This is a genomic window from Mycobacterium sp. NAZ190054 (genome assembly GCF_001545925.1).
GTDB lineage: Bacteria > Actinomycetota > Actinomycetes > Mycobacteriales > Mycobacteriaceae > Mycobacterium.
The window spans coordinates 1-16,604 of sequence record NZ_LMVQ01000021.1; the positions used below are offsets into that span (position 1 = coordinate 1).

The 16,604-nt window shown below is 67.7% G+C and carries 16 protein-coding genes and 3 pseudogenes; 5 read left to right on the forward strand and 14 right to left on the reverse strand.

Going from position 1 to position 16,604, the window contains the following annotated elements; translation table 11 throughout:
- Positions 1-325 precede the first annotated feature (325 nt).
- From ASJ79_RS02360 to ASJ79_RS02415, 12 genes and pseudogenes are all read right to left on the reverse strand, one after another.
- Positions 326-889, reverse strand: a complete 564-nt coding sequence (locus ASJ79_RS02360; protein ID WP_067952843.1) for a GGDEF domain-containing protein — start codon at positions 887-889, stop codon at positions 326-328.
- On the reverse strand, positions 864-1,505 hold the full coding sequence (locus tag ASJ79_RS31895) for a hypothetical protein (RefSeq protein WP_156448253.1): 642 nt from the start codon (positions 1,503-1,505) through the stop codon (positions 864-866). Before ASJ79_RS31895 ends, ASJ79_RS02360 begins: the two co-directional genes overlap by 26 nt.
- A 109-nt stretch (positions 1,506-1,614) precedes the next feature.
- Positions 1,615-2,784 carry a DUF3322 domain-containing protein gene (locus tag ASJ79_RS02370; protein ID WP_067952846.1) on the reverse strand — a complete coding sequence of 390 codons (1,170 nt, stop codon included), beginning with the start codon at positions 2,782-2,784 and terminating at the stop codon, positions 1,615-1,617.
- On the reverse strand, positions 2,777-6,055 hold the full coding sequence (locus ASJ79_RS02375) for an ATP-binding protein (protein ID WP_067952848.1): 3,279 nt from the start codon (positions 6,053-6,055) through the stop codon (positions 2,777-2,779). The genes ASJ79_RS02370 and ASJ79_RS02375 overlap by 8 nt, the downstream gene beginning before the upstream one ends.
- Entirely contained in the window at positions 6,048-6,644 is a 597-nt protein-coding gene (locus ASJ79_RS02380) for a DUF4194 domain-containing protein (protein WP_067952851.1), read from the reverse strand. Before ASJ79_RS02380 ends, ASJ79_RS02375 begins: the two co-directional genes overlap by 8 nt.
- Positions 6,641-8,092, reverse strand: a complete 1,452-nt coding sequence (locus tag ASJ79_RS02385; protein WP_067952852.1) for a DUF3375 domain-containing protein — start codon at positions 8,090-8,092, stop codon at positions 6,641-6,643. Before ASJ79_RS02385 ends, ASJ79_RS02380 begins: the two co-directional genes overlap by 4 nt.
- A 146-nt stretch (positions 8,093-8,238) precedes the next feature.
- Complete coding sequence (locus tag ASJ79_RS02390; protein ID WP_067952854.1) at positions 8,239-8,673, reverse strand: DUF5313 domain-containing protein; 435 nt, start codon at positions 8,671-8,673, stop codon at positions 8,239-8,241.
- Positions 8,674-8,696: 23 nt separating this feature from the next.
- Positions 8,697-9,188 carry a MarR family winged helix-turn-helix transcriptional regulator gene (locus ASJ79_RS02395; protein ID WP_067952855.1) on the reverse strand — a complete coding sequence of 164 codons (492 nt, stop codon included), beginning with the start codon at positions 9,186-9,188 and terminating at the stop codon, positions 8,697-8,699.
- 48 nt (positions 9,189-9,236) lie between these two features.
- Positions 9,237-9,993, reverse strand: a pseudogene (locus ASJ79_RS02400) (NAD(P)-dependent oxidoreductase); the annotation flags it as partial.
- Positions 9,987-10,336 (reverse strand): annotated as a pseudogene (locus ASJ79_RS30630) (carboxymuconolactone decarboxylase family protein); the annotation flags it as partial. The pseudogenes ASJ79_RS30630 and ASJ79_RS02400, both read right to left, overlap by 7 nt.
- Positions 10,337-10,357: 21 nt before the next feature.
- The gene (locus ASJ79_RS02410; RefSeq protein WP_067952860.1) at positions 10,358-10,783 is read right to left on the reverse strand and encodes a cupin domain-containing protein; all 426 of its coding nucleotides are present in this window, start codon (positions 10,781-10,783) and stop codon (positions 10,358-10,360) included.
- A 22-nt stretch (positions 10,784-10,805) separates the two neighbouring features.
- Positions 10,806-11,891, reverse strand: a complete 1,086-nt coding sequence (locus ASJ79_RS02415; protein ID WP_067952862.1) for a diguanylate cyclase — start codon at positions 11,889-11,891, stop codon at positions 10,806-10,808.
- 159 nt (positions 11,892-12,050) lie between these two features.
- Here ASJ79_RS02415 and ASJ79_RS02420 point away from each other — a divergent pair, with 159 nt between their 5' ends.
- Entirely contained in the window at positions 12,051-13,049 is a 999-nt protein-coding gene (locus ASJ79_RS02420) for a GNAT family N-acetyltransferase (RefSeq protein ID WP_067952864.1), read from the forward strand.
- Positions 13,046-13,879: a shikimate 5-dehydrogenase gene (locus ASJ79_RS02425; RefSeq protein ID WP_067952866.1), complete on the forward strand. Its 834-nt coding sequence runs from the start codon at positions 13,046-13,048 to the stop codon at positions 13,877-13,879. Before ASJ79_RS02420 ends, ASJ79_RS02425 begins: the two co-directional genes overlap by 4 nt.
- A gap of 3 nt (positions 13,880-13,882) precedes the next feature.
- Here ASJ79_RS02425 and ASJ79_RS02430 read toward each other — a convergent pair whose 3' ends face one another.
- Positions 13,883-14,590 carry an LpqN/LpqT family lipoprotein gene (locus ASJ79_RS02430; protein WP_067952867.1) on the reverse strand — a complete coding sequence of 236 codons (708 nt, stop codon included), beginning with the start codon at positions 14,588-14,590 and terminating at the stop codon, positions 13,883-13,885.
- A gap of 28 nt (positions 14,591-14,618) precedes the next feature.
- On the reverse strand, positions 14,619-14,930 hold the full coding sequence (locus ASJ79_RS33615; protein ID WP_231750687.1) for a hypothetical protein: 312 nt from the start codon (positions 14,928-14,930) through the stop codon (positions 14,619-14,621).
- Between ASJ79_RS33615 and ASJ79_RS34920 the strand changes: the two are divergent.
- The 3 genes and pseudogenes from ASJ79_RS34920 to ASJ79_RS02445 all read left to right on the forward strand — a co-directional run.
- Positions 14,929-15,381, forward strand: a pseudogene (locus ASJ79_RS34920) (PE-PPE domain-containing protein); the annotation flags it as partial. The gene ASJ79_RS33615 and the pseudogene ASJ79_RS34920 sit on opposite strands and share 2 nt — an antisense overlap.
- 118 nt (positions 15,382-15,499) lie before the next feature.
- Positions 15,500-16,261, forward strand: a complete 762-nt coding sequence (locus ASJ79_RS34705; protein WP_067952871.1) for a PE-PPE domain-containing protein — start codon at positions 15,500-15,502, stop codon at positions 16,259-16,261.
- 42 nt (positions 16,262-16,303) lie between these two features.
- The coding region (locus tag ASJ79_RS02445; RefSeq protein WP_197420045.1) for a DUF5642 family protein at positions 16,304-16,604 on the forward strand (301 nt) is incomplete at its 3' end.

Consider the following 16,604-nt stretch of genomic DNA (forward strand, 5'->3'; position numbering starts at 1 on the left):
GGCGTCATCGGGAAACCACGCCCGGAATTCTTGATAGGTCCGCGGGTAGTCCACACCGCCCACGGGAGCGCCCTCGACACCCACGCTGAACAGCATAGGTCCACTTAAGCAGATAAGCAGTACATACATTCGAGCACCGACAAATCCGGACAGCGCAGGCGGCGGATCTCATGGGACTGTCTGAACAATGGTGGATCTGATTTTGGTCTGACACGCCGAGTGTGAGCTCGGCGGGAAGGGCTGACGATGTCAGAAACACCGTGGCGACGGAACTGGATCAACGGCTGCTTCGCCCCAGCGATTCCCTTGGCTCCACAGTGAAACCTCAGGTCAGCGGAAGCTCGCTGAGCTGGTCGTCATTGACGCCGCATCGGTGGACCACTACTCGGTCACGACCTTGCCGCTTGGCTCTGTACAGCGCCTTGTCGGCCGCCGACATCAGCTGGACGAGCGAGAACGGCGCGGTTTCGGGCGCGACCGCCACGCCGATCGACGCGCGCACGTCGATTTCGGCGTCACCGCTCGACAAGCGCTGCGCTGCGATGGCGGCGCGAATGCTGTCGGCGCGGGCGTGGATGCGGTCCTCGTCGCTGACATTGAGCAGCAGGCAGAACTCCTCTCCGCCGTAGCGGCACACCAGTTCTCCGGGACCCACCAGACCTTTGAGCGTCATCGCGCACTCGCGTAGCACCTGGTCGCCGACGTCGTGACCGTAGGAGTCGTTGATGCTTTTGAAACGGTCGATATCGATGACCGCGATGGCTCCTGAGGTTGGCTTTGCCTTGGCTACCGCCTCGTCGAAGCCGCGCCGATTGAGTGCATCGGTCAACGGGTCGTGCGTGACCGCTTCGTGCAGACGGTTCTCAAGCCTTTCCTGGTTCATCAGCATGAGTCCGATTCCCCAGCCGAGAAGAGCGACACCCTGTACGAAAATCCCGAACTCCTGGGCGGCGCCAGCTTGGAGAAACCCCGCGTCGGCCGCAAGCTGGCCGGGGCGATGGCTCGTGCAACGTTCGATCAGCCGCCACGGCGACAGCGATGAGCACTACCAGCCTCGCCCGGAGCCGCTCGTTTCTCTGGTCCCGGACGACCAGCACGACCAGCACCAGCAGGCAGAGAAGCAGAAATCCGTTGACCACCATGACTCGCACGCCGAGATCGTCGCGCACGGGCGGTACCCACACGAAAAGGATGAAGACGGTGCACGCGGGCAATGCGGCCAGATACCAGTGCGGATTTTTGCCAGAAAACTGCTGCATGCCGACCAGAAGTAATGCCCAGCTGAAGATCAGCAATGAGTTGGCGACAGGGATTGACGCCCAGTCCGGGATGATGTCGCGCAGCGCGATGAGTAGCCAGGCCGCGGCTGAGAGAAAGTTCGACGAGCTCCACGTGGCCAGGGCCGGCGAAGCATCATTGCGCGTGCCCCACCTCATCAGAACACAGAGAAGGAGGTGCACTGCAGCGAAGAACAACATGATCGTGCGCATGTCGATGACTGCCACCGTACCTCCGAAGCTAGCTGTCCCAGCTCGAGGACATGTTGCCACGGCGGACGGCCCCCGACAGGGTGACCGTGTCGCCCGGACGCCGCGTAGGGGTGATTCGGGGCGTTTACGAGAAATTTCGTGGAATGGAGCCCTCGCTCAGATCAATTCGCGACAGCCGAGACCGCAACTGTTCACCGGCGGCGGCCATCGGAATTCGTTCCTGCTCCAGTCGCAGACCGTCACGGCGCAGCAGATCCAGCGCTGCGAGTTCGTCTCTTGTCAGCAATTCGGAGTCCACGAACTCTGTGGCTGGGTGCGGGACTGCGAGATCACGCCATGTCTGCAGTGTGGCGTAGTCCATCAGCAGACTGTCGCAGGGACGGTTCGCCCGGAAGCGGGCCATGATGGCGAAGCCGTGCGTGTCGAGATCCCCCCAGTAGAGCACCGTTCGTGCCGCAAGCACCCAATGGAACTCGGCGACCGCCATCACGTTGTCTCCCCACCCGAACACGGCGACGGTGTTCGGCAGGTCGGGCATCGCTTCCAGCGTCTGCAGGTTCTCCACCACGACGACCAGCGGCGGTGCGAGGTCAACGGATGCCAGCTCAGCGTCCGAGGCTGCGAACAGGCGTGGAAGGCCGTGCCGCAGCGCAGGATCGAGGATGGCAACAGCGCGGAGAAGCTCGCGTTCCCGCAGCCCCAGGTGCTCCGGTATTCCGAGCGGCACCGCGAGCGATCCCACGGCGGCACGGTGGGTGCCCAACCATTTGCTGTCAACACCCGGAATCGGCAGCTGCCGTATCAACAGCCCTGAGTCCGGGTGCTGTCGCAGCCACTGCAGGACGCCAAGCAAGCGATCAAAATCGCTGTCTGCCATCGAATTCCAGCGCCGGAATGTTCTGACGAGCACATCCCGCCAGGTCGGTTCATCAGCCAGGCTCCGCAGGCGGGCGCAGCGCTCCTGCGCCCTGTGCCAGCGTGCGGTAGCGCCCGCCGCCGATGTGATCGCGTCGACGTCTTCGAGTGTGACCGTTCCCGGCAACAATTGCCGGCCTAAGCTGGGCCAGCGCCGTTCCTCCCAGCTGACGTCGAGCCCGGAACTCTGCCACGCGCGGACCCACGCCTCGACCGCCGATCGGTGAGCAGCGACGTGCGCCTCCGTCGGACTTCCGAGTCGGGTTATCAGCGGAGCAACCGTCCCGCCGAACAACCACGACTTGAGGTTGCGGTCGACTACGCGCCGCGCTTTCTCGGTGATGTCGGCGGGCAGCACGAGTTTGGGCGGATCACCCATCGTCGGCCTCGCCGATCGACGCGACTGCCAGGCGAGACGCCTTCGAATCACGGATCGACACGGTGGCGACGCCGCCCACGTACTCCTGCAATGTCCGGATCATCTTCAACGGTGTGGCGAGGACGAGATGAAAACCGAACTGGTCGAACACATCAGCGGCACGGCGTGTGTACTCGGGATCCGAGCGGTCGAATGCCTCGTCGAGGATCACCGTGCCATACATCGGCAGATCGGCGTCGGGTCCGACGAGTTGGTAACGAAGTGCCGCGGCGAGGCAGAAGAACACGAGCTTCTGCGCCTGCCCGCCCGACAGGGCGTCCGACGAATCATGGTGGTTGACCGCGATTCCGTCGGTGTCGATCTCGACACCGACGAACGTGACGTGACGGCGGGTGTCCAGACACCGGTTGCGCCAGGCGACGTCGCCCGGATCTGACGAACCGAGCCGACCGAGCAACTCCCGCATCCGTTCGAATCGTTGCTCCTGGGATCGACGGTCATCGGCGAGCAGCGATCGCTCCTGCACACGTGCGATAGCGGCGAGGAATTCGGTCACATCGGGGTGTGGGGAGTCGCGAACGTCGATCTTCAAGAATCGACCGCGGTCGAATTCCGAGCGGGCCAACGATGAGTTGACCTCGTCGATGCGGCGCCGAATCTCACCCGCGGCGCGGCGGATCCGCATCGCCAGCGTGCCCAAGTTTTGATTCGACTGACGGTCGTTGAGCTCGAAGAACCGATTCTCCACGCTCGGTAGATCATCGGCGCGCAGGCGCCGCAGAAAGGCCACAGCGTCATCCGCGTAGCCGGACTCCGCTGCCAGCTCCGGATGCGGCCAGTCGTGCAGATACTGTTGCAACACCGATTCGATGGCGTGTTGCGTCTGCATAAGCGACTTTTCCGCCTGCGAGTGTGCGGCCCGAATCTGGTTCGCCACGGCCTTTTCCGCGGCGGGGAACCCATCGAGTCGCAAGGTGGCCCGCCGTCCGTCGTCAAAACGTGCCCGGTAACGCGCCGTCAGTGCGTCGGGCGGCGCGGCAGACTCCACCGCCGTCCTGCACAGTTCTTCGATCCGCGCTTCGACCCGATTGGCGTGCTCGCGCGCGGTGTGCAGAGCATCGCGTGCGTCCTGGTATGCCGCCTCAGTTGTGTCGGCCACGTGCTGGGCTTCTTTGACGGCTCCTTCCAACCGATCGACCTCGGCATCGCCGCGCAGCGCAGCGAGCTGTTCGGTCACACCCAGGCGGTGGGCTTCGGCGCTGCCGAGGTCGATCTCGTCCCACTGCACGGCAACGATGCTCGGAGCGGACGCGATGCGATCACGGCGGTTGCCGGATTCGACGCGCGCCGCGTCGGCCCTCTTCCGGGCGGAATCAGCGGCGATCTCGGACTTACGCAGCGCATCGCGCAGAATCTCGAGCTTGCTGTCGTTGTTCGTACCCAGCACGTACTGGGTCCGATCGTCGACCCTGTGCCGGTCGTCCTTGATGTGGCGGTCACCGTTTCGGGTCTGACCGGCGCGTGTCACCGCGCGTTGATACCGCTTCAGTTCGCTCGCGTCGTCGACCCGCTGGTAATCGAACCGGGTCGCAAGCTCGAAATGAAGCCAGTGCTGCCAAGGTGATTCGGCGACCCGCAGCACGTTGACGATGGACCCGGCATCGACGGCCGGCACCCGGTGTGTGCGGCTCAGGTTCACCCGCCGCCATACCAGTCGTGTGCCCAGATGTGCGGCATCGACGGCGGCGGCGACATCGTCGGCGTGTTCTTCGGCAACCAGCATCGTGCGACCAAGTCCGCCGAGCACCCGCTCGGCCGCGCCTGCCCAATCGGGGGCGGTGACGTCGATCAGTTCGCCGGCGAACGGCAGTGAGCGCGCGGGCAGTCCAGCGGTTGCCACGATCAGGGCCCGCGCCTTGAGTAGTTTGTGATCGAGGTTCGACTTCTCGCGAGCCAGCGCGGCGATCTGTTGTCTGAGGTCGCTGACCTGGTCGTCGGCGCGCGAGGAGGCCAGCATCAGGGCGCCGTAGGCGGCATCGTGCTGATCGGATTTTTCTACGAGTTCTGCTGTCTCCCTGGTGATCTGAGACCGAACGGTCGCGAACTCCTCGGCGGTGTCCGGCACTGTCGCATTCCAGGATCGCAGTGCCTCGCCCATCCGGCGGCGGGCGGTGAGCACGCGCTGCACCCGTTCCTCCGCGTGGTCGAGTGCATCGGTGAGTTCGCGCAAACTCCGATTACCGTCGCGGGCGCGTTCTGCCTCCCTCAGGGTGACGGCAGCGGCCTGCCGTCGCGAGCCTGCCTGTTCCTCGCGCGTGACCGCGTCGGCGTACGCGGATTCGGCGTCACCGCGCCAGCTCTCGGCCAGCTCGAGCTCGAATCGCGCGGAGAGCCCATCAAGCGCGGTCAGCTCCTCACCGAGTTCCCGGGCCTCCTGATCGGTGCGGTCCCGCGCCACGGTCAACTCCTCCAACGGTGTCAGCGCGGCGATCTGTTTCCTTGTCTGAACCACCCGGCGGTGCGCTTCGTCGAGGTCGGCGAAGAACTCCACCGCGCGGCGTGCCTCGGCGAACGTGTCCGGCTCGTCGAGCATGTAATCGCGGAACAGCCGGTCCAGGCTGTCGAGGCCCTTGGCGGACATGGCGCGGTGCAACAGCAGCTGGGCGTTCTCGTCGGCGATGCCCAACCGGGCACGTAGGCGTTGACCGAACTGCGGGTAACTCTTGTTGTAGAGAGCTTCCGGCCAGCGCTTCTTCAAGGCGCGCACGTTGATGCCGTCGGTGACCACGTGCCGGAGGTCGGTGATGTCGAGGTCGTGGTCGAACAGCAGGAACGCGCGGCCTGATTCCCCGAGATCATTGCTGCCTCGCTTGAGGTGGAACAGCGCTACCAGCGTGGTGACCGTGTCATCGCCGGTACCGGCCGTCGTCATGGTGAGTCCCACCGCGCTCCAGGTCGCACCGTCGCGCAGATACCGCACCCTTAGCTCACGCGTCTCGGCATCGGATCCGCGGGCGTACGCGCCCCGGATGTAGGACGCCACGGTGCGACCGCGGCCCTGCGCGGCGGCGTTGAAACTTAGTTTCGTCGGCGGCACGAGGACTGCGGAGATCGCGTCCAGCAACGTCGACTTGCCAGAGCCCGACGGGCCGGTGATCAAGAACCCGCGACGTGCGACCGGCAGGTCGTGGTAGCCGTCGAAGGTACCCCAGTTGAAGAGTTGCACGCGGGCGAGCCGATGCTGGCCGTGCCGGAGTAGATCCTCAGCCATCCGGGACCTCTGCGTGGATGTCCAGGAGACGCCGGTACTCGGCTTCGACGAGGGCCACCTCGTCGGCGTCGAACAACTGCCGGAGCACTGGTGATACCTCGAACCGGCCCGGGGTGTCGACCTGGGAGACCAGCGAGTACTTCTTCATCTTCTCCCACGACGCGTTGATCCGTTTTCGGAATCCGGCGTCGTCGGTCGTATAGCGGCCACGATAGGGGTCCATGCCGGCGACGATGTCGTCATACTCCACGATCACCCGCTGGCCGGGCTGCGCCACCAACAACTCGTAGCGCAATGCCAGTACCACCAGGGTGTCCATGAATGTGAGGGTCTCTGTGCGCAGCACCTGCGGCGGAGCGAGTCTGGGATCGTCGGGGGCCGGCTGCGGCCGGGTGAATGCGATGCCGTCGTCCTCGTCGAGGACCAGATCGAGGAAGACGTCGGCGAGGCGTCGTTCGATCTCGGCGCGATGGGTGAGAATCGCCGACCACTGCTGACGATGCGCGTCGTGAGTCACCACGGGGCCGCGGAGCAACTGGACGAGCGCGCGCCGGGCGTCGAACGGGAAAGCTTCGTCGTCGTCGTTCACCGATGATCCTCGAAGCTACCGGGTGCGAAGGTTATGGTCGGCAAGCGGACGGTGCGCCGTTCGAACGTCACGCGCTCGGTGCTGTCGGCGGTGTCACCATGTTCGGCGCCGAGCACCATCAGGCCCACGATGCTGGCCAGACCCTGGGTGGCTGGATGCTCCTGCAGGACTTGCCCGATGGTCACGGGCCCTGCCGTGCTCCACAAGGTCGCGATGACATTGGTGCGGAGTTCTTCGAAGTCGATTTCGGATTCGCGGACCTGGGCGGCAAGCTCAGCGAAGTCGACTTCGCCGGCGTCGTGCCGTTCGAAGTCGGTGGGCACCCGGCCCTCGCCGGGATTGTGCAGCCTGAGTGCGGCGATCGACCGGATCTGCATGCCGATCCGTGTGAGCTCCAGACTCAACGGTTTCTCAGGGCGGTGGTGCGCGCTCACCTGCACGGCCAGCGACTGGCAGCGCTGGATCAGTTGACGGAGCCGCCGGTGCTCCTCGTACTGACGGGACAGCACGAAGTGGCGCAGCGACCGCGACAACAGCACCATGGTCTGGCGCACGGTCGCGGCTTCGTCTTCGAGTCGGGAGAGCAGACCTCGCAACTCGGAACGCTGCTGCGCGGAGAGTTCGGCGGCGAAATCCCGAGACAGGATCGCGCTGATGGCTTCCTGCAGGCGGCTCGACTGTTCGGCGTCGAGGATCACGTCGTAGAAGCCGTTCACGGACCGGCCGGCCTCGGATTCGGCCAGCAAGTCGACCCCGCGGAACACGTTGCCCAACGTTGCGCCGGCCTCCGCGCTGTCGTCGAGGATCTTGGCGCGCAACTCTCGGCTGAGCCCTTCGATGGTGGATCGCACCCGAGCGAAATCCACGGGCACCTCCTGGGCCAGTCCCAGCGTCTCGGCGACGCGTTCCCTGGCGGCCTCCGTGTCCAGCACTGGGAACTCCCCGCGCTGCACCTCTGCGATCCGGTTTTCGACAGCGGTGCGCTCGGCCTCCAGCAAGGCCAGCCTGGTTGCGGAGTTGGGATCCGAATCACGTTGTAGAAAAATGAGATTCGCCGCTATGGAGCCGAGTCGTGATGCTGAGGCCGCGCGCTGAGGCGCCTCGATCCCGCTCACCATCGCCACGGCGTTCAGCGCTGCCGCCGACGGCGCGAGCGTCTCGCTGCCGCGCGCTTCACCCGGGCGCCGGATCAGGTAGCCCGCACTCACCCAGCCGGTGACGTACGCCGTCGCGGTGGATTCGAACTCGGCGCCCGACTCACGGAGTCTCTCCAGATCCCGGTCGAGTTCGGTGATCACTTCGGCAGCGGACCGGATGCGTCGTTCCGGTGGAAAGTAGTCCTGTACCACGGCGACGATCAGGGCTGCGGTTCGGGCACGCAGCAGCGACCACTCCGGGGCCTCCTGCTGCAGGCGCCGATAGCGCAGAACCGACGACGTAATCCCCACGATGGGGAGAGTAGTCCGGTCCGGTGACAGGCCTGCGTTTTCGGAGTTGCGGTTGACGAGCGCGCCGGTTTGTCGCGGCGGCCACCCAGCCCGCGCGCTGGTTTTCCACTGACGCCCGTTTACACCAGGCCACCCCACTCAAACGGTCAGAACGGACTGCTGTTGGACTGGGCCTGGGCGTCGTCGGGCCGCGGCCCGAACCGTCGGATGTAGTCCTCGTGCATCTGGGCGTCGCGTTTGCGCTTGATCACGTCGACCAAATTCGGGTCGAGCCCGTGCCGGGCCAGTCGGTGCCTGCGCCACACCTTGTTCAGCGCCAGCGCCATCAGCAGCGCCCAGATGTAGATCGGTGCGGTCATCTCCAGCCGCATGTAGATCGGTGCGGGAATCAGCCACAGCGGCGCCAGGATCAGCAGCGGGGGGATGGCGTAGCGGATCATGTGTCTGCGGATCGCGCCCTGCCCGGCCAGGTCCTCGGCGACCCACCGGTTCATCGACGCGGGCAGTCGTCGTCCGTAGCAGTACGTGAGGTACTGCCACATGGTCGGTTTGTCGGTGCCTTGCGGCTCGTCGGGGGCCATCGGCGCTCTCCTTTGCGTGGCGTTCAAGATTGCAGCGCGCCGGCCGCCAGCGCGGCCGAGTTGATGCGGGTCAGGACTTCGTGCAGATGCTCCAGTTCGGCCAGGTCGACACCGAGCCGTGCGACGACGGCCGACGGTATCTCCAGCGCACGCTCGCGTAGCGCGGCACCGGACTCGGTGAGCTGGACATCGGTGGCACGTTCGTCCATGGCGTTGCGGGCGCGGGTGATCAGACCCGTCGCCTCCAGCCGCTTGAGCATCGGTGACAGCGTCGCCGAATCCATCTGCAGGGCCTTGGCGATCTGCTTGACCGACAGCGGAGACGGTTGCCCGACGGATCGCCTCTGGTGGTCCCACAGCGACAGCATCACCAGGTACTGCGGATGCGTCAGCCCGAGGGGTTCCAGCAGCGGCCGGTACACGGCCAGGACGGCCCGGTTGGTGGCCGCCAACGCGAAACAGACCTGGCGCTCGAGCGCGAGCGGGTCGGTGTCCTCGGTGACGGGCGCGGCCATGGGTTACATCGTCCGCTAACTATTAGGAAGCGAGCAATATCGGCTGCGTCACGTGGGACCGATCGTCACCCCGGCGGCCCGCTCGAACGGCTTGACCACCGACGTGAAGTCCGACGCAGGCCCCTCCTCGGTCTGGGTCTGCTGCCACAGCCGTGCCACCGATTCCGCCAGCGGGGTGGGGGAGCCGGCCGCGTGCGCCTCGTCCAGATACAGCAGCACGTCCTTGGTCATCAGCCCGGTGGCGAAGCCGTAGTCCAAGGTGCGGGGCAGCACCGCCCGCGGGAACTTGTCCCGGCTGGCGTGGGTGGCGCCCGAGCCGGCATTGAGCACGTCGATCATCACCCGGGGGTCCAAGCCGGCCTTGACCCCCATGACCACGACTTCGGCGGTCGCGGCCAGCGTGGCGGCCGCCATCAGGTTGTTGATCAGCTTCATCGTCTGCGCCGCGCCGGGCTGTTCGGAGACGAAGACCGGCCGCCCGATCACCGCGAAAACCGGTTCCAGCGTGTCGAATTCGTGCCGCGGGCCCGACACCATCACGGCGAGGGTGCCGGCCTGTGCCGTGCACGCCGCCGCTGACCGGGCTGTCCAGGGCCGCGATGTCGTGGGCCGCGAGAAGATCCCGATCGTGTTGCGCCGCTTGCTGTCCCACCGTCGACAGGTCGACGAACCGGCGTACCGCCGAACCCTGGGCCACCTCCGATGCGACGGCGTTCGACACCTGCGGGGTGGGCAGGCTCGCCAGCACCGTCTCGCTGCGGTCGGCGACATCGCGCACCGAGGCGCCGGCCTCGGCCGCTTGGCCACTGGGAAGCTGTCGACGGCGGCTGGGATCCCGGCGTAGACGCCGACCTGCAGGAAGATCTCCCGGATCTCGTCGCGGGTGACGCCGTTGCCCAGGGCGCCCCTGATGTGGGTGGCCAGTTCCTGGGCCGGTTCAGCACCGCGATCATCGCCAGGTTGAGCATGCTGCGGGTCTTCAGCGGCAGGCCGTCGCGTCCCCACACCGAGCCCCAACAGTATTCGGTGACGAGGTCCTGCAGCGGCTGCGAGAACTCGTCGGCGTCGGCGGCCGCGCGTTGCACGTACTCGGCGCCGAGCACCGTGGTGCGGATCTCCCGGCCCTTCTCGTAGGTTTCCCGGTCCATCGTGTCTCCGTACTCGAGCCGTCAGGCCGGCGGTGGCGTACCGATCAGCACCGCGCTGAGCCGGCACCCGTCGGGCCCGGCCCGCCATGCGTGGTCCACCCCCGTCAGCACCACCAGATCGCCCTGCTCGAGTCGGTGGGCGCCATCGTCGAGCACGAGTTCGACACTGCCGGAGAGCACCGTCTCCAGGTCGAGCGTGTCGGTGTGGTGCATCGGCGTCTCTGAGTCAGGGCCGAGTTCGACGACCATCCAGCGGGCCAGCCCCGGCGCAATGCCCTGATCGATGAGCGGTGCGCTGCCGGCGGGCCGCGACGGCGGCGGGCTCACCGTCGTCGCGAACGGAACGCCCATCGCGAATCCGGGTGCCAGCTGGTCCAACACCAGCTCGTCCTCGCTGACGATGCAGGACCTGCCCTCGGCGTCCACTCCGGTGATCAACGTACGCACATTTCCTCGCTCTCTGAGGCCGTCACGCCGACCCTGGTGAGGCCCAGACGCCGTGGTGATGACATTGATTGCCGCCGTTGCGTTTTGCACGGTACATCGCCATGTCGGCGGCGGTGATGAGATGGTCGACGACGTCGTCGCGGCCCCGCGGTGCGAGGCCGTCCAGCGCCGCGACGGCGGTGCCGAGGCTGGCCGTGACGGTGACGGGGGTGTGCAGTTCGGCGATGGCGTCGCAGACCCGCTGGCACCTCTGTGCGGCTTCGGCCGAGGGCACCACGTCGGCGATCAGGAATTCCTCGCCGCCCGAGCGCGCGATCACCGCCGTCGGTGTGGCGGTCGCCCGCAGTGCGTCGGCGACGGCCACCAGCGCCTGATCCCCGACGAGGTGCCCGTGCGCGTCGTTGAGCCCCTTGAAGTCGTCGAGATCCAGCAACGCGACCATCAGATAGCCGTCCTGGGCGCGGCCGTCGAACAGGCTCAGGGTCAGCCTGCGGAACGCGCGTCGGTTCAGCAGACCGGTCAGCGGGTCGAGGTCGGCATCGACCAGGTCGCCGCGCAACGCCCGCAGCAGCGCGTGGATCGCGACGGGCATCGCGATATTGGCCTGGATCACGAGGAAGAAGTCCACCGAGGCCAGTGCCGGCCGGCCGTCCCCGGCCAACTCCACCGCCTGACTCAGCGCCACCGCGATGGCGAACAGCGCCATGCCCAGCACCAGCCGCGTGGAATGGAAGAACGCCGCATAGGCCCCGATCGTGGTGAACGCGATGCATCCGAGCAGGCCCGCCAATGGATCCGGATACGCGACACACGCCAGTGCGATCGACAGCGAGGTCACCACCGCGAACGCGGCCGACTGCGCGCGGGTGGGCCACCGCCACAGCCACAGTGCCGTGCCCGCGACGCCGCCGCCGACGGCGAGCAGCATCATCGCGCGCTCGACCTGTCCCTGCGGACCGCCCGCGCCGGTCAGCAGGACGAGCAACGCCCCGGCCATCGACAGTGCGGTGCCGGCGATCGCCAGGCGCACCGTGCGTGCGACGCCACGCGCCTTCAGGAAGCCACTGAACCACTCGTAGTGACCAGCGCGCCGCTGATCCCGTTGCATCGCACACCGTTTCGTTGCCGTTGACCTCCCGGCCATCCAACAGCGCGGCGCGGGCCGGCGGGATCGGAACCGCCCGAACGCGATGCAGCTCACATCCGGTGTTTGCTGGCGGCTGGCGCGTCCTTGCCCGACGTTCCCGCGCGCCCGTAGCCTCGTGTTGTGTCCGGCCTGACCACCGTTCGAGCCGACGACCTGGCGGAGCTGACCGTCTTCGACGGCATCAGCGTCGAGGCGCTGGTGCCGTTGGCCGCACAGCTGCGCCCGCTGACCGCGGCCGCCGGCCAGGTGCTGATGCAACAGGGCGAGCTGGCGGTGTCGTTCCTGTTGATCGAAACTGGCCGCGCCGAGGTCACCCACGCCGGCGCCGACGGCCACGACACCGTCGTCGAGGTCGAGCCCGGGCTGATCGTCGGCGAGATCGCGCTGCTGCGCGACGCCCCCAGGACCGCGACGGTGGTGGCGACCGAACCGCTGACCGGCTGGGTCGGCGGCCGCGAAGCGTTCGCGACCATGCTCGAAGTCCCCGGCATGGTGGACCGGCTGGTGCGCACCGCACGCCAGCGGATCGCGGCGTTCATCACGCCGATCCCGGTCACGATGCGCGACGGCACCGTCCTGTATCTGCGGCCGGTGCTGCCCGGCGACGTCGAACGCACCGCCAATGGGCCGATCGAGTTCTCCACCGAGACGCTGTACCGGCGTTTCCAGTCGATGCGGTCGCCGACGAAGTCCCTGCTGACCTATCTGTTCGCCGTCGATTACCGCGACCACTTCGTCTTCGTGCTGACCGAGGGCCCGGACGGGCCGGTGGTCGCCGACGTCCGCTTCGTCCGCGACACACACGATTCCGACGTGGCGGAGGTCGCGTTCATCGTCGGGGACGCCTACCAGGGCAGGGGTGTCGGCACGTTCCTGATGCATGCGATCTCGGTAGCGGCCGGCTACGACGGTGTGCGGCGGTTCACCGCGCGGGTGTTCAGCGACAACTACGCGATGCGCTCGATCCTCGACCGCTTCGGCGCCGTGTGGCGCCGGGACGACCTCAACGTCGTCGTCACCGAAATCGCGGTGCCCGAGGCCGGCGATCTGCCGCTCGGCGACGAGCTCGTCACCCAGATCTGCAGGATGGCGCGCCAGGTGATCCGGGCCGCCGGATGACCCGGCCCCCGCTGAGCAAGGACACCACGGTGTGCATCTCGCTGGCGGGACGTTCGAGCAACATCGGCACCCGATTCCACAACCACCTCTACGACGTGCTGGGGCTCGATTTCCTGTACAAGGCCTTCACCACCACCGACATCGTCGCGGCCATCGGCGGGGTGCGCGCGCTCGGCATTCGCGGCTGCTCGGTCTCGATGCCTTTCAAGGAGGACGTGCTCGCCCTGGTCGACGACGTCGAGCCGTCGGCCCAGGCCATCGAGTCGGTGAACACGATCGTCAACGACCTCTCCGTGCCGGGCGGCCGGCTCACCGCGTCCAACACCGATTACCTTGCGGTGCAACAACTCATCGCACAGTACGAGCTGAACCCCGCCGACCCGGTGGTGATCCGCGGCAGCGGCGGCATGGCCAAGGCGGTGGGCGCGGCGTTCACCGGCGCCGGGTTCACCACCGGCTGTGTCGCGGCCCGTAACCGGGACACCGGCGAAGCGCTCGCCGACCGGCTCGGATACACCTACGTCGCCGACGTCGACACCGTCACCGCGCCGATCCTGGTCAACGTCACCCCGATCGGGATGACCGGCGCTCCCGAGGAACACGAACTCGCCTTCGGTGAGGCCGCGATCGCTGCGGCCGGCACCGTGTTCGACGTGGTGGCGCTGCCGTCGGAGACACCGTTGATCAAGGCGGCCCGGGCCGCCGGGACGCAGGTGATCACCGGCGCGCAGGTGATCGCGCTGCAGGCGGCCGAACAGTTCGAGCGCTACACCGGGGTGCGCCCGACCCCCGAGCAGATCACCGAGGCCTCGGAACGCTCACGCGCCTGACGGTCAGGGGGTGATGGTGGTCTGGTCGTCGATGGCCGCGGTGGCCTCCATCAACGGGTACGCCAGCTCCTCGGTGCCGTCTGCGGTGAGCTTGAGCACGAACAGGCCGTCCTGGCCCGGAATCACGACGGTCTTCTGGGCCACCATGCGGTTGATGCCGTCCTTGGTGTAGAAGCCGCCGATCTGCGTGGCGTCGAAGCCGCCCAGATTGCTCGGCTCACCCTTGTCCGCGCCCTGAAATCCGGGCAGGTTACGGGTTTCGTTGGGGGCGTACTCGATGACCTTCGCCGGATCCACCTCGCCGGTCAGCTTCGAGACGAACGCGACGATCGTCGGCGGACTCGGCGCCGTGGGGTCGGCGGTGTAGATGATGGCGTCGTAGGCGCCCTGCGGGGCGCGCGGCCCGGCAGGCTCCCAACCGGCGGGCAGCGGGAGGTTGATCGTCGGAGCGCCCGGATCTCCGCGCAGCACCGGGGTTTCGGTGAAGCCGCTCTCCTCGATGTACTGCGCCAGCGTCTTGCCCGGACCGGCCGTCGGCGTCGGTGACGGAGACGCCGGCGCGGGGGCGCCGCTGGTGGCGGTTTCCGATGTCGCCGACGTCGCGCCGGTCGCCGGTTCCTCGCCCGAGCCGTCCGAACCGCAGGCGGACAGTCCGATCCCGAGCGCGACGGCGGCGATCGCGGTGACGCCGGCCCGCATTGCGTTGGTCATGTCGTCTCCTGTTCGCCGGCCAGTGGTGTCACATCGGTGCGCGACGGAAGGCCGGATCGCAGCGCAGCATATCGAGCGGGAACGGGGGTTTTCGAGCCCAACGCGAGCGAATTTGCTGGCCACGGCCGGTCCGCGTTTGCCGAAACCGCCCGGCGCCGATTCTGCGGTGGTACATGTTGCCTGTACCGGCGCGATGGTTGGGGGGTCGGGACATGGGTCTGTTCATTCGCCCGTTTGCGGCGCTCTTTTTGGTGCTCGCTAGCGTGGCGGCGCTTCCCGTCTCGTGGATGTGCTCGGGCACCGCGGTCATGCTGACGGCGAACACCACCGCGCTGATCATGGGTGGCACCTTCCACCCGCTGGCCCGTCCCAGGGACGGGCCGCGGTTTGTGACCGACTACCTCGACAACGCGGTGACCGCGCACCTGGAGCCGGCGTTCGCGGGGGTGCCCGGGCCGGTGACCAACGCCGTCGCGGTCGTCACCCCCGCGGAGTTCTTCCCGCTCGGCCGGCTCACCTTCGAAGCGTCGGTCGCCGAGGGCCTGGTGAACCTGCACAGGTGTATGCGGGGGCAGGCCGATTGCGTGTTCAACTCCGACCCGGACGTGACCCCGGGACCCGGCACCGTCGCGCCCCAGGCCGGGGACACGCTGCTGGTGTTCGGGTATTCGCAGAGCGCGGTGATCGCGTCGCTGGCCAAGCGCGACCTGATCGAGCGGTACCAGCCGGGCGACCCGGGTGCGTCCTTCATGCTCGTCGCGAACCCGATGCGCCCCAACGGCGGCGTGCTGATGCGGATGCACGGCTGGCCGACGATCCCGATCCTGCGGATCCCGTTTCCCGGGGCCTCGCCCACCGACGGTCCCGTCCGGGCCGCACGGCAGCCCCGTCTTCCCGACCGTCGACCTGGTGCGCCAGTACGACGGTCTCGGCGGGGATTTCCCGGTGCGCCCGCTCAACCTTGTCGCCACGCTCAACTCCCTGCTCGGATACGGCCTGATGCACGGCGAGACCGTCGACGAGCCGTTCCGGCAGGCGCGCTTCCAGGGCCGCCACGGCGACACCGGCTACTACCTGGTCGAGACCGATCTCGTGCCGCTGCTGCAGCCGCTGACGCCGCTGGTGCCGCGGGCGATCCTGAAGGCGATCGACGCCCCACTGCGCGTGCTCATCGAGGACGCCTACGACCGCGACGTCAACCCGGGGGTGCCGACGCCGGTCAACTGGCGGCCGGTCACGAGCGTCACCCGGCTGGCGGCCCGGCTCGCCATGTCGATCCCGGTGGCCGTGGACAACTTCACCGAAGAGATCGGGCTCGGGCGGGTGCTGGGCACCGACCAGCCCGGGACTTTCGGTGTCGGGGGGCCGGAGTTGCCCACCGGGCCGGCGGCCGAAGGTGATGTGGAAGACGTTGCGCCGCAGTCGCTTTCCGAGACTGCCGCTCGGCATCGAGACCGCGCGGCCGACGACGAGCCCGCCGAGCCCGAGGAGCCGACCGCGCCGGCGGATCCGCAGGACGAGCCGCTGGCCGACGAACCCGAGGCCGAGGACCCCGATGAGGCGGAGCTTGAGGAAACCGAGCCCGCGCAGGAGCAGGACCCGGATGCGCCGTCGGAAGCCGAGGACGACACCGACGAACCCGCGGACGAGGACGCCGCCGACGCCGCCTGAGCGTCGCACGCTCCCGGCCCCGGCACGTGGTATCAACAGCCCGTGAGGCTGATCGCGATCTGCGCGCTGGCCATGACCGGTGTCGCGTGCGGCCAGCCGGCGGAGCCCGCGCCGGCGCCGGTGCCGTCGACGACGCTGAACCTCGCGGTCAACCCCGCGCGCATCGACCGGGCCCGCGACCATCTGCCCGACGACTACGAGGTGACCCCCTACACCGGCGCGCCTTCGCCGTTCGCGGTGTGGGGTCTGCGCGATTCGCCGGCGACCGATCCCGCGCAGTGCGCCGCGCTCGGTGCCGCCACCGCCGTAGGTGGAGGCGGCGGCGCGCATCCAGACCGTCCGG

Excerpts from the sequence above, each read along its gene's own strand:
- ASJ79_RS02360 (WP_067952843.1), bottom strand. The coding sequence starts at position 889 with ATGCTGATGAACCAGGAAAGGCTTGAGAACCGTCTGCACGAAGCGGTC.
- ASJ79_RS02370 (WP_067952846.1), bottom strand. The coding sequence starts at position 2,784 with ATGGGTGATCCGCCCAAACTCGTGCTGCCCGCCGACATCACCGAGAAA.
- ASJ79_RS02375 (WP_067952848.1), bottom strand. The coding sequence starts at position 6,055 with ATGGCTGAGGATCTACTCCGGCACGGCCAGCATCGGCTCGCCCGCGTG.
- ASJ79_RS02390 (WP_067952854.1), bottom strand. The coding sequence starts at position 8,673 with ATGGCCCCCGACGAGCCGCAAGGCACCGACAAACCGACCATGTGGCAG.
- ASJ79_RS02395 (WP_067952855.1), bottom strand. The coding sequence starts at position 9,188 with ATGGCCGCGCCCGTCACCGAGGACACCGACCCGCTCGCGCTCGAGCGC.
- ASJ79_RS02415 (WP_067952862.1), bottom strand. The coding sequence starts at position 11,891 with ATGCAACGGGATCAGCGGCGCGCTGGTCACTACGAGTGGTTCAGTGGC.
- ASJ79_RS02425 (WP_067952866.1), top strand. The coding sequence starts at position 13,046 with ATGACCCGGCCCCCGCTGAGCAAGGACACCACGGTGTGCATCTCGCTG.
- ASJ79_RS02430 (WP_067952867.1), bottom strand. The coding sequence starts at position 14,590 with ATGACCAACGCAATGCGGGCCGGCGTCACCGCGATCGCCGCCGTCGCG.
- ASJ79_RS33615 (WP_231750687.1), bottom strand. The coding sequence starts at position 14,930 with ATGATCAGCGCGGTGGTGTTCGCCGTCAGCATGACCGCGGTGCCCGAG.